Raw genomic sequence first — 13002 nt, forward strand, 5'->3', positions numbered from 1 at the left:
GCCCTCCCGGAAAAAGCCCTTCTCCCGCCTTCGACCTGCCTGGCCTCGGCCCAGATCCCCGCGGAAAGGGCCGAGAAAGGCAGGTGCAGGCCGGAAAAGGAGGATTTCCGTGGAGGGGATCTCCCCTCCACACCTCCCCTTGTGGAGCTGGTAAATATCTTAGGGTCTCAGTGCCTTAGTGGTTCCTGAAGAAGGACTTTTCCCAGAGAAACTGGCCGTCCCTCCGAGCCATCCCGGGGAGGGGGAACAAAGCGGTTCGGCGCCTCGTCTGATATGTGTCTCATTGTGGTACAATGAGAGGCCGTGCGGAGAGCTACGGTCTTCGCGCCGTCCGCGTCGGCAGGTGGTGATCCCCGCGTGATCGCACCATCGAGGATGCGCGGCCGGGCGTGAGGGTTCGGTCCGCTCACGGTCTGTCCCGCAAGATAAAGGAGCGTGATCCGATGAGATCTGTCTATCCTCTACTCCTCCTGCTGCTCGGCCTGGGCCTGATCGCCGGGTGCTCACAGCAGACCGGCCCGGTTCGATCCTTGGAAGGAGCTGCGATGACCCACACGGAGATCCGTATCCAGACGGAGCCGGACGACCAAGGCGACGGAGGAGGGCTTCAGATTCGCCTGAGCGAGGGCGGTGAGCCCTCCGGCGAGATCCCCTCCATCCCATCGGCGGTGGCCACGCCGTTACCGGAGCCGGAGATCCAGCAGATCCTGGATCGCCTGCCGCCCCTGCCGGTGGAGGCGGAGGACGAACAGCCCTTCGCCCTCCCGGAGGAATCGCTGCCGCCTCCTCGCGTGGGAGAGACCATCCAGGAGCCATTCCCCCCGCCCGTGACGGCCGAGGGGCCGGAGCAGCCGGCCGTGGGCCCGCTGGAGGTCGTCCGCTACGCGCCGGAGGGCGAGGTCCCACTGGCCCCCTACCTCAGCGTCACCTTCTCCCAGCCCATGGTCGCGCTGAGCTCCTACGAGGACCTGGCTCGCGAGGGCGTGCCCGTTAAGCTCAGCCCGCAACCGCCGGGGACATGGCGATGGGTGGGCACGAAGACGCTGGTGTTCCAGCCCGATGGCCGCTTCCCCATGGCCACCCGCTACACCGTCGAGATCCCGGCCGGAACGAAATCGGCTATCGGCGGCGTGCTGGAACAGGCGGTGAGGTGGACCTTCACGACGCCTCCGCCCAACGTGCGGACGTTCTACCCCACGACCGGCCCCCAACGGCGTGACGTGCTCATGTTCGCCGCCTTTGATCAGCACATCGACCCGGATGCGGTCCTCCCCACCATCACGGTGACGGCGGACAAGCAAGCGTACGCTTTGCGCCTCGCCACGGCCGAGGAGGTGGCCAAGGATGACACCGTGAGCCGGCTGGCGAAGGAGGCCGGAGAGGGACGATGGCTGGCCTTCCGGGCCAACACCCTGTTCCCCGCCGACACCACCATCACGGTGACCATCGGGCCGGACACACCGTCGGCCGAGGGCCCCCTGCGCACGGAAAAGCCCCAGCAGTTCACCTTCTACACCTACGCCCCTCTCCGAGTCGTCGACCACGGCTGCACCTGGGACGAGGACTGTTCCCCGATGACGCCCTGGTACATCCAATTCAACAATCCCATCGACGAAGCCCGCTTCGAGCCCTCGATGATCCAGGTGACGCCAGATGTCCCGGGGCTCAAGGTTGAGATCTTCGGCGACACGCTCACGCTACGCGGGCGCACCCGTGGCCGCACGACCTATCAGGTCACCCTGAGCGCGGCCATCCCCGATCGATTCGGACAGACGCTGGGGGAGGACCAAACGCTGACCTTCACCGTCGGATCGGCAGCCCCTGCCATTCTGCGATCCGGCGGCAACCTGGTCGTTCTGGCCCCCTATGGCAAGCCCTCCTATTCCGTCTTCACCGTCAACTACGGGGAGCTGGATGTACAGATATACGCCGTACAACCCGAGGACTGGCCCGCTTATCAGAAGTACCTGCAAGAGCTCCACCGTACGGATTCGCCGCCGTCGCCGCCCGGCCAGCTGGTCCTCTCCAGGACGATCCCGGTCGATGCCCGGCCGGATGAGTGGACGGAGACGGCCATCGACCTGAGCCCGATACTGGAAGACGGCTTCGGCCAGTTCGTCCTGGTGATCCAGCCCCAACCCGGGGCGCTCGACGTCCTCTCCCGTCTCCTGCGCTCCAAGCCGCCGGAGTCGATCCAGGCCTGGGTGCAGGTCACCCACATCGGACTGGACGCCTTCGTCGATGACGACGAGATGATCGCCTGGGTGAACGACCTGCGAGACGGCGCGCCCCTGGAGGGAGTCCAGGTGACCCTGTTCCCGTCGGGCGAGAGCGCCGTCACCGATGAGGAGGGACTGGCGAGGTTGAGACTGCCCAAGGGGGCTGAGGCGAGCCTGCTGATCGCCCGAAAGGGCCAGGACGTGGCTTTCCTGCCGGAAAACCTGTACTGGTGGGGGGACGGATGGCAGCAGCGCTCGCGGCGGGACTGGCTGCGCTGGTACGTCTTCGACGATCGCCAGATCTACCGCCCGGGAGAGGAGGTTCACGTCAAGGGATGGATCCGGCGCATCGAGGATGGGCCGGATGGGGATGTGAACCTGGTACGAGACGCCGTCCGAAAGGTCCGCTACCGGGTGGTGGATCCCCGAGGGAACGAGATCCACGACGGCTGGCTGGATGTCAACGCACTGGGCGGGTTCGACCTGGCCTTCACGTTGCCGGAGGCGGTGAACCTGGGCTATGCATCGCTCCATCTCACCGCGGAGGGCGTCGGCGATCTCGGCGGCCGCAACTACGAGCACTCCTTCCAGATCCAGGAGTTCCGTCGACCGGAATTCGAGGTCACGGTCGACGCCAGCGAGGGTCCCCACTTCGTCGGCGACTATGCCATCGCCTCCGTTGAAGCGAAGTACTACGCCGGCGGTCCCCTCCCCAACGCCGAGGTGACCTGGCAGGTCACCTCAACCCCGGGCCACTACACGCCGCCCGGATGGGATGACTTCGTCTTCGGCAAATGGGTTCCCTGGTGGATCGAAGCGCGCACGATGGCCGCCGAGACGTCCTTCGGCCCGTGGCCACCTTATCGCCCGATCCAGGTCGAGACATACCAGGGGCGAACGGATGCTTCCGGCGTTCACCGCCTGCGCATCGACTTCGAATCTATGGACCCGCCCCAGCCCACCGTGGTGCGAGCCGAGGCGACCGTCATGGATGTGAACCGTCAGGCGTGGACCGCGGCGACCGACCTGCTGGTCCACCCAGCGGAGCTCTACGTCGGGCTGCGCACGGAGCGCATCTTCGTCCGGCTAGGCCAGCCGCTGGAAGTGAAGGCCATCGTCGTAGATGTGGACGGCAACCCGGTCCCGGGCCGCACCATCCGCATGCAGGCCGCGCGCCTCGACTGGACGTATCGGTACGGCGCGTGGCAGCAAGAAGAGGTCGATGTCCAGGAGTGCACGGTGCAATCGGCGAAGGAGCCGGTGACCTGCACGTTCCAACCGACCGAGGGGGGCACCTACCGGATCGTCGCCACCGTGCTGGACGATTGGGAACGCCGCAACGAGACGGAGATCACGCGATGGGTGAGCGGCGGCAAAAGACCCGTTGCCCAGCAGGTGGAGCAGGAAGAGGTCACGCTGATCCCGGATCGCAAGGAGTATCAGCCGGGCGATGTGGCCGAGATCCTGGTCCAGGCCCCCTTCTACCCGGCTGAGGGCCTGCTCACGTTGCAACGATCCGGCCTGGTGTACACCGAGCGCTTCACGATGGACGGCCCATCCTACACGCTCGAAATCCCCATCCGGGAGGCGTACATCCCGAACCTGTACGTCCAGGTGGATCTGGTCGGCGCGGCGCCCCGCCTGGACGAGGGAGGAGAGGCAAGCGAACGGCTGCCGAAACGCCCCGCCTTTGCCCAGGGGAGCATTCGCCTGTCCGTGCCCCCACTCTCCCGCACCCTTTCCCTGGAGGTGACGCCTCGGGATCGGAAGCTGGGGCCGGGCGGCGAAACCACGGTGGACATCGCCGTGTACGACGCGGCCGGCAATCCGGTCCCCGATAGCGAGGTCGCCATCGTCATCGTGGACGAGGCCGTTCTGGCGTTGACACACTATCAACTCCCGAATCCTCTCGATGTGTTCTACGCGCAGCGCTCGCCCGGCGTGGAGGACTATCACCTGCGCAATCACGTGCTGCTGGTCAGCCTGGATCAACTCCTGGAGGGAGGTCGGGCGGACATCGCCGCAGAGGAGATGGTGATGAAAGCGGCGATGCCCGCGGCGCCGATGGAAGAGGCAGCCCCGGGTATGGAAGCCGGCGCCGCCCCGATCCGGATGCGGCTTGATTTCAACCCGCTGGCGCTGTTCGCTCCGGAGGTGGTGACCGATGCGGAAGGGCGCGCGCAGGTGAAGGTGAAGCTGCCCGATAACCTGACCCGCTACCGGGTGATGGCCGTGGCGGTCGCCGGCGGCAAGCAGTTCGGCACCGGCGAATCCACCATCACCGCCCGCCTGCCGCTGATGGTCCGGCCGTCGCCGCCGCGCTTCCTCAACTTCGGCGATCGCTTCGAGCTGCCCGTGGTGGTTCAGAACCAGACGGACGAGCCGCTACAGGTGGATGTGGCCGTGCGGGCCCATAACCTCCAACTGTTGGGCGTCGCGGGTCAGCGGGTCACGGTCCCGGCCAACGACCGGGTCGAGGTGCGCTTCCCGGCAACCACGGTGAGCGCCGGCACCGCCCGGGTGCAGGTGGGAGCGGTGGCCGGCAGATGGGCCGACGCGGCCCAGTTCGAGCTGCCGGTGTGGACGCCTGCCACCACCGAGGCCTTCGCCACCTACGGCACCATCGACGAGGGCGCCATCGCCCAACCGGTGATCGCCCCCAGCGGCGTTTTCACCCAGTTCGGCGGCCTGGAGGTCACCACCTCGTCCACGGCGTTACAGGAGCTGACGGACGCCGTGCTCTATCTGGTCGCCTATCCCTTCGAGTGCGCGGAGCAGCTCGCGTCGCGCATCCTGGCCGTGGCCGCGCTGGAGGAAGTGCTCACAGCCTTCCAGGCGGAAGGGTTGCCGCCAGCGGAGGAGATCCAGGCGGCGGTGCAGCGGGACATCGAGCGGCTACGGGGCATGCAGAACGACGACGGCGGCTTCCCGCTCTGGAAGCGCGGCGACCCGTCGTGGCCGTTCGTGACCGTTCATGTGGCGCACGCGCTGCAGCGAGCGCGCAGCAAGGATTATCCGGTGCCCGAGGAGATGCTCGAGCGGACGCACGCCTACCTGCGCGACATCGAATCTCACATACCGGACTGGTACGGCCAGCAGGCCAGGGATACGATCATCGCCTACAGCCTGTACGTGCGCAAGCTCATGCAGGATACGGACACGCCGAGGGCGCGTCAGCTCATCAAGGAGGTCGGGCTGGACAACCTGTCGCCGGAGGCCATCGGCTGGCTGTATTATGTGCTGAGCGGCGACCCCGACTCCGACGCCGAGCTGGCCGCTATCCGCCGTCATCTCAACAACCGGGTGGTGGAGACGGCCGGCACGGCGCACTTCGTCACGGAATACAGCGACGAGGACGCCTACGTGCTGCTGCGCTCCAACCGTCGAGCCGACGGGATCATCCTGGAGGCGCTCATCGCGGATCAGCCGCAGAGCGATCTGATCCCCAAGCTGGTGCGCGGGCTGCTGGCACACCGCACGCGAGGCCGCTGGACCAATACGCAGGAGAACGTGTTCATCCTGCTGGCGCTGAACCGGTACTTCAACACCTACGAGGCGGAGACGCCCGATTTCGTAGCCCGCGTGTGGCTGGGCGATCGGTACGCGGGCGAGTCGGCGTTCCGGGGCCGGACGACGGAGTATCATCGGATTGACATCCCGATGTCGTTCCTGGCGGCCGGTCCCGAGCGGCAGGACCTCATCCTGAGCAAGGAAGGAAAGGGACGCCTGTACTACCGTCTGGGGATGCGCTATGCGCCGACGAACCTGCGGCTGGAGCCGGTCGATCATGGGTTCACCGTCGAACGCAGCTATGAGGCGGTGGACGATCCGGACGACGTGCGGCGGGACGAAGATGGCGTCTGGCACGTCAAGGCGGGCGCGCGGGTGCGCGTGCGTCTGACCATGGTGGCGACCTCACGCCGATACCATGTGGCGCTGGTGGATCCGCTGCCGGCCGGGTTCGAGGCGCTCAACCCGGCGCTGGCGGTGACGGGCAGCCTGCCGCCGGACACGGCCGAGGCCACCCCACGCTCGCGCTGGTGGTGGTGGTGGACGTGGTACGAGCACCAGAACCTGCGGGACGAACGGGCGGAAGCCTTCACCTCGCTGCTGTGGGAGGGGGTATACACCTACTCCTACATCGCGCGGGCGACCACACCCGGGGAGTTCATCGTGCCGCCGGCGAAGGCCGAGGAGATGTACGCTCCGGAGACCTTCGGCCGCAGCGCCACCGATCGGGTGATCGTGGAATGAGCGCATGGGCGAGGCGACGCCTCGCCCATCGGCACCCGGTGAAGCCACATGGGAGCACGGCCTGTGCTCCTGGGATGGCTCGGAGGGGCTTCCCTCCGACCACCGCACCCATCACAAGTGAAGCCCCCTTCTCCCGGATCCGGGGGAAGGGGGTCTGGGGGGATAAGGGCGTCAAAGGCAAACCCCACGGGGCTGACGCCCGGGTCGGGTGAGCCACCGCCGCAAAACCGAAGAGAGGAGCTTCATCAGGACCGATGTCACTGCACCGAACCCTCGCCATCTTACGCAAGGAATTCCATCACATCGCCCGGGACGCGCGCCTGCTCTTCCTGGTGACCTTCTCACCCGCCTTCCTACTGCTCACGTTCTCCTACGTGTTCGCCATGGACCTGGGGCAGACGACCGTGGCGGTCTTCGATCAGGATCGCAGCCGGCTTGCACGCGACTATCTGGCCCACCTGACCGCCGATGGCGATGTGCGCCTGGTGGCGGAGGCAGCGAGCTACGAGGAAGCCGACCGGATCCTGATCGCCGGGAAAGCGGACGCCGTCCTGGTCATCCCACCCGGCCTCGAGGCGGACGCCCTCAGCGGGCGCGGCGCACAGGTGCAACTCCTGGTGGATGGCACAGACGCCAACATGGCCCGCCAGGTCATCGGCGACTTCACCGCGCGCACGAACGCCTTCGCGATGAAGCTGCCCGGCCCCGCGCTCACGCTGCGCGCCTTTGTGGAATCTCGCAGCCGCGTGCTCTACAACCCCGGGCTGAAGTCGCTGGTGAGCATGGTGCCCGGCCTGATCGCGGTCGTGCTCATCATGCCCGCACTGGCGCTCACACTGGCACTCACCCGAGAGAAGGAGGTGGGCACCTTCGAGGTGCTGATCACCACGCCGGTGCGGGGCCCGGAATACCTGATCGGCAAGCTCACCGCCTACATCACGGCCGGTCTCGGCAGCGCTCTCCTCGCGCTCATGGTGGCGACTCTGTGGTTCCGGGTGCCCTTTCGCGGACAACTGTCCACCCTGTTCCTGCTCACCATCGTGTACTATGGCGCCAGCATGGGGCTGAGCCTGGTCCTGGCGACCTTCATCAAGAATCAACAGACGGCGATGTTCGCCACGCTGCTCGTCTCCTTTGTGCCCAGCTTCTTCATTGCCGGCCTGATCACCCCGATCAACAAGACGTCGCTCGTCTCCATGGCCATGTCCTACAGCCTGCCCACCACCCACTTCATCGTCATCGCGCGAGGACTCTTCCTCAAAGGGCTGGGCCTGCCGCAGCTTTGGCAGCCCACGGCCGTGCTGATGGGCATGGGCCTGACCGCCCTGCTCCTGAGCATCCTTCTGTTCAAGAAGCGGATCGGATAGGACGTGGAGGCTGACCGCATGCTCCTCCGAATCTGGAACCTGGTGACCAAGGAGTTGATCCAGTTCGAGCGGGATCGACTCTTCGCGAGCTTTATCCTGCTCTTCCCCATCATCCAGCTCATCATGCTGGCCCAGGCCACGAGCCAGGGGATCACCCATCTGGCCACAGCCGTCTGGGATCAGGACCGCTCAGCGCTGAGCCGCCAACTGATCACGTCGCTGGACATCACAGAGGAGCTGGACGTGCGCTTTTATCCGCAGCGCCTGCAAGATGCTGAGGCGCTGTTGGCGGAGGGGAAGGCGACCGTGGTCGTGGTGATCCCGGCCGGGTTCGCACGAGACGTGATGCGCCCGGAAAGGCCGCCGCAGGTCCAGATCCTGGTCGATGGCTCCAACAACGTGATGGCCTCCGTCGGCCTGGCCACAGCCGAGGGCGTCATCGCCCAATTCGCCAACAAGCTTTCCGGGGCAAGGATTCGCGTCGCCACCGTGCCCCTGGAGCTGCGCCCGGCCGTGCGCTTCAACCCCGCGCTGAACTTCCAGTACCAGACGATCCCCGCCCAGGTGGGGTTCATCATCTATCAGGTGACGCTGGCCGTGGCCGCGATGGCGCTGGCCCGGGAGCGGGAATTGGGCACTCTGGAGCAGCTGATCATCGCCCCCCTCAGCCGCTTCGAGCTGATCACGGGCAAGGCGATCCCCGCCGCCCTCCTGGGCCTGATCGACTTCGTCTTCATGTTCGGCGTCATGCGCTACGGGTTCCACGTGCCCATGCGCGGCTCCATCCCCCTCCTGTTCCTGGTCACCCTGCTCTTCATCGCGGTGGAGATCGGATGGGGCATGCTGATCTCCTCCGTATCCCGCACGCAGCAGCAGGCCATCCTGATGGTCTTTATCGTCGCCATGACCGACGTCAGCCTCTCCGGATACCTGGTGCCGGTGAAGAACATGCCCGCCTTCCTGCGCACGATCTCGACCGCCTCCGCCATTCGCCACTATCTCACCGCGCTGCGGTCGATCATGCTCAAGGGGGCCGGCCTCGACGTGATCTGGCCGGAGGTGCTGGCCATGACGGGGCTGGCTATCCTCGCGGGCACCATCTCCCTGCTGACCATCCATCATCGACTGGACTGATGGGCGGGAGAACGCCAAGGGCGTGCAACACGAGCGATCGCGTTGCACGCCCTCGATCCCACACCATGACCGGCGCGATCGATCAGCGGAACCCCTCCGGCGGAGGGGGAACGTCCACCGGCACGCCGCCGTGACGCAGCGAGTAGGTGGCCGACACGCCCACCGCGACGCTCATCCGCCCCGCCAGCGGCGTCGCCACCGGCTCCTTCCCATCCAGCACCATGTCCACGAAGTCCTTGCAGATCACCGGGTCCGCGCCGCCGTGCCCCCCGGCCGCGGGCTTTACCTCATAGGTGCGATCCGACAGCTCCCGCCATGTGTTGGAGCGGCGCGTCTTCACCCACACTTTCATGTCCGGCTCCGAGTTCTCCAGCCGCCCCTCCGTGCCGATGAACGTGTAATTGCGATGATAATCCGGTGTGAAGTGACATTGCAGATATGCCGCCTTGATCCCTCCCTCCAGCTCCATGATCACCACCTGATTATCCTCCACATCCACCTCCTGACGGAAGGCGCACTGAATCCGGCGGCTGAACATGACCTCCGTACACGTCTCCCGCTCCGGGCAGGTGGGGCAGGTCAGGTCATTGGGTTTGTCGCCGCCGAAGAAGTCGAGGCCGCCGAAAGCGGCCGTGCGCACGGCGTACCGCCCGGTGATCCAATGGATGATGTCGATATCGTGGGAGCCCTTCTGAAGCAACAGCGACGTGGTATTGCGCCGCAGCGCGTGCCAGTCATGGAAGTAGAAATCACTGCCGAAGCCCACGAAATGACGCACCCACACCGCCTTGATCTCGCCGATGACGCCCGAGTCCACGATCTCCTTCATGGTGCGGAACATGTTCATGTAACGCATGTTGAACCCCACCATGAGCCGCTTGCCCGAGCGACGCCATGCCTCCAGGATGCGATCGCATCCCTCCACGGTGATGGCCAGCGGCTTCTCGCAGAAGACATGCTTCCCGGCCTCCAGCGCGGCCACGGCATGCTCCTCGTGGCAGTAGTCGGGCGACGTGACCGCGACCGCGTCCACATCCGGCCGCGCCAGCAGCTCACGATAGTCCGTCGTGGTGAACGGATCGCCGCCGTGCTCGACCCGGAACGCCTCCAGGTGATCCGGGTTGATATCGGCGCCAGCCACCACCACCGAGCGGCCGCGAGGGTCGTGCCAGTAACGCCACAGGCCACCCCGACCGGCAACCCCGATCATGCCAATGCGCAACTGCGTCATCCCTGCCATCTTTCCTCCACGTACGAAGTCTGATGATCCCCCGCCTGAAAAACGAATGGCCCGTGCACACGGGCCATCCCCCAACACGTCCATCTCCGCTCAGGGCGCGTCCGAAAGTTCACCAGCAAGGTGCCCGGGGCATCCCACAGCCGCATGCTCCACAGAAACCTCTCTTTCCCGGTCTGCACCTGCCTCCCTCAGCCCTTTCCGCAGGGATCTGGGCCGAGGCCGGGCAGGTTGAAGGCGGGAGAAGGGCTTTTCCCGAAAGGGCTCCACCCCTCCGAGCTACCCCACGGCAGGAGCAACGAGATTCCTCAAACGCGCTCCCGGCATCACGTCAGCTTACGCGGACGCCCCGTCACCCAGATGGGGCTGGTCCAGGCCATCTCCCCATCCTCCTGCTCCACGCGCACATAATAGAAATGCTCCCCCAGATAATAGGGATCCACCCAGGTGAGCTCCACCTTGGAGTCCCGCCGGGATTGCGAGACCGCGGGGAAGAGCAGCCGATGAGCCGCCTCCTCGCGAAGAGGACGATTTTGCCCCTCCGCCCCACGCCCCCGGCTGGACGACCGCCCGCCACCCCCCGGGAACACCACGATGTCCTGGTTGTCCCGCACGATCGTCACCCGGGCGATGGGCGCGGTGCCCACCACGCGGATGTAGGCCACAGGCGGGATCGAGGTCTCGTACTCCTCGCCCATGAAATGGCCATCCATGCGGAAATCGACCAGCAGGCGGGCCAGGGTCGTGCCGTACACCCGCCGCGCCCGAAGCGCCTGGAACAGCGCCTCGCGAGTCAGCTCGGGAGCCAGCACGGCGGTGATCCCCGGACGATCCCAGTATTGCTGCCGCCGGTCACGTCGATAAGGCGTGGCAGGCTGTCCCAGATGATTGTCCGTCGAGGCCACGAGCCCCATCCGATACCCGCGCGCCAGCGCGGCCTGCACGGACAACGGATGAGGAGGATCGGTCCGCGTGTCCACCCGCCTGGGTGGCCATCTCTCCTGGGGCCCCCGCACCTGATAGATCTCGGCCAGCCGCTCCAGATGGGGGTCGTGCTGATCCCAGCGCATCGGATGGACCTGATCCATGGGATGGTGCGGGATCACGATCGCCTCGCGATCCGCCAGCGCGGCATACAACCCGTCGAGCGTCTTCGTGCGGGGATCCATGCAGCGGAAGAGGGGCTCCTCATCGCCCAGATAGAGGACATTCCGGTGTCCCCACGCGGAGAACCCCTGCGTGGACGCGGCCGACGAGGTCCACTCATAGGCCAGAAAGCTGACGAACCTCCCCGGATCGTTATGCTCCGCCGCCTTGCGCTGGGTGATGCGCCACTCTTCATCGGTCAGGTAGATGTCATGGTTGGTAGGGGCGGCGAAATCAAGCCCGACGACATCCCGGGCATACCAATAGACGTAATCCAGGTCGGAGCCGTCGGAGAGATCATCGTGGCGGTGCAGCTGAGTGTGCACATGGAGATCCCCGAAGTAGATGTGCATGTCCGGCAGCCATCCGACACCGATGGGGTTGCTGTGCCCCCGTCTGCGCCGGTCATCCCGGACGGCGATGGTGATCACCCCTGGTTGGGTCGCCACCCCGCTAAAGGTATGAGCACCCTGATCGGCCTCCGTGAAGCGGTAGGAGTCCGGCAGCTCCACGTGAGGCGCGTTGCAGGAAAAGCGCACCTCGCCGCGATAGCCGGTGACCAGGTTCCCCAACCGATCCACGGCGCGCACAGTGATCCGGAACGGCTCTCCCGGTCGAGCCGTCGCCGAAGCGTTCACCTCCAGCCGTACCGCCTCCTCAGCGACGAGCTGCACCGTGGGGGGATCGCGCAACAGCGCGTAGTCGCCAGAGCCCTGGGTATCCACCAGGAAGTAAAAGCGCTGCGGGCGCGGGGCGCCCCATTCAGGCACGTGCGTCCCCTGCCCGCCGTAGCGGGTATCCCCGTAGACCAGGGTGATGGTATCCCCCTTTTTGAGCGCGGCCTCGCGCAGTTCCACGACGACTCGGTGCAGCTCCCGCTGACGCTCCGTGAACAACACCGCCAGCTTTGCCCCCGGCCGGGAGCAGGTCATCGTCAGATAGCCCGCCCCCAACGGGTCCGTGGTCTGCACATCGGACCAGAAGACGACCCCGGTCGAGACCACCGGCAGTCGTACCTCCAGCCGGGCGCCGACGGGAAGCCCCGCCTCTCCCACCTGGTAGGTCAGGGTGAAGGTCCCCCAGCTGGAGACCCTTACCGAGTGATTCGGATGGATGAGCGCGCGCCCCAGACGGACCTCCGCCGGGGGAACGGAGGCCAGGCTGACGACGGGCCAGGATGTGAACGGAGGCTCCACGGCGGGGGGGATGCCCCGATCCACCGCCGGGAGGAAAAAGCGCCCCACCTCCATGATGGGGCCCTCCGCATCCTCATGGCCGGGAGCCAGCTCGCTCGCCTTCACCGCGGCGGGGCTCGCGAGCACTCCCAGAGCGGCGCGCAACAGCTCACGCCGGCTGACTACAAGCGACCAAATGCTTCCTTTCCTTCCTCTGTCCGAAGGCCCTTTCCCCATAGAGTCTCCGCGTTGAAAATTCCGTTGATCAGATCGATGCCGATGAAGCCTCGGCCCACGAGGCGATCGGGGCCTCCTCATATCCTCGTGACGAGGAGAGCCCCGAGAAGACGCGCCCCATTGGCATCAAGCGAAGCCGCATGGGCGCATGCCCTTAGAGCGTGCCTGGAAATTTACCGGCACGATGTTTTGAGGGGTCTCCCCCACCGACCAGCTCCACAGGGGGAGGTGTG

5 protein-coding genes are annotated in these 13002 nt (G+C 66.1%); 3 read left to right on the forward strand and 2 right to left on the reverse strand.

The genetic code is table 11. The features are described 5' to 3' along the window. The first annotated feature begins 443 nt into the window (after nucleotides 1–443). From GXP39_17125 to GXP39_17135, 3 genes are all read left to right on the forward strand, one after another. The gene (locus GXP39_17125) at nucleotides 444–6473 is read left to right on the forward strand and encodes a hypothetical protein (protein ID NOZ29752.1); all 6030 of its coding nucleotides are present in this window, start codon (nucleotides 444–446) and stop codon (nucleotides 6471–6473) included. A 254-nt stretch (nucleotides 6474–6727) separates the two neighbouring features. After that, nucleotides 6728–7840 carry an ABC transporter permease gene (locus GXP39_17130; GenBank protein NOZ29753.1) on the forward strand — a complete coding sequence of 371 codons (1113 nt, stop codon included), beginning with the start codon at nucleotides 6728–6730 and terminating at the stop codon, nucleotides 7838–7840. Nucleotides 7841–7858: 18 nt separating this feature from the next. After that, complete coding sequence (locus tag GXP39_17135) at nucleotides 7859–8974, forward strand: ABC transporter permease (GenBank protein NOZ29754.1); 1116 nt, start codon at nucleotides 7859–7861, stop codon at nucleotides 8972–8974. Between the two features lie 82 nt (nucleotides 8975–9056). On the opposite strand, the gene GXP39_17140 is transcribed toward GXP39_17135, so the two are convergent. Next, a complete protein-coding gene (locus GXP39_17140) occupies nucleotides 9057–10205 on the reverse strand; it encodes a Gfo/Idh/MocA family oxidoreductase (protein NOZ29755.1) in 1149 nt (382 codons plus the stop codon). Nucleotides 10206–10537: 332 nt separating this feature from the next. After that, nucleotides 10538–12697 carry a DUF3604 domain-containing protein gene (locus GXP39_17145; protein ID NOZ29756.1) on the reverse strand — a complete coding sequence of 720 codons (2160 nt, stop codon included), beginning with the start codon at nucleotides 12695–12697 and terminating at the stop codon, nucleotides 10538–10540. Between the last annotated feature and the right edge of the window lie 305 nt (nucleotides 12698–13002).

Source organism: Chloroflexota bacterium (assembly GCA_013152435.1).
Lineage (GTDB): Bacteria > Chloroflexota > Anaerolineae > DUEN01 > DUEN01 > DUEN01.

Bases quoted from the DNA above. Each gene is read 5' to 3' on its own strand.
- GXP39_17125 (NOZ29752.1), top strand. From the start codon at position 444: ATGAGATCTGTCTATCCTCTACTCCTCCTGCTGCTCGGCCTGGGCCTG.
- GXP39_17130 (NOZ29753.1), top strand. From the start codon at position 6,728: ATGTCACTGCACCGAACCCTCGCCATCTTACGCAAGGAATTCCATCAC.
- GXP39_17135 (NOZ29754.1), top strand. From the start codon at position 7,859: ATGCTCCTCCGAATCTGGAACCTGGTGACCAAGGAGTTGATCCAGTTC.
- GXP39_17140 (NOZ29755.1), bottom strand. From the start codon at position 10,205: ATGACGCAGTTGCGCATTGGCATGATCGGGGTTGCCGGTCGGGGTGGC.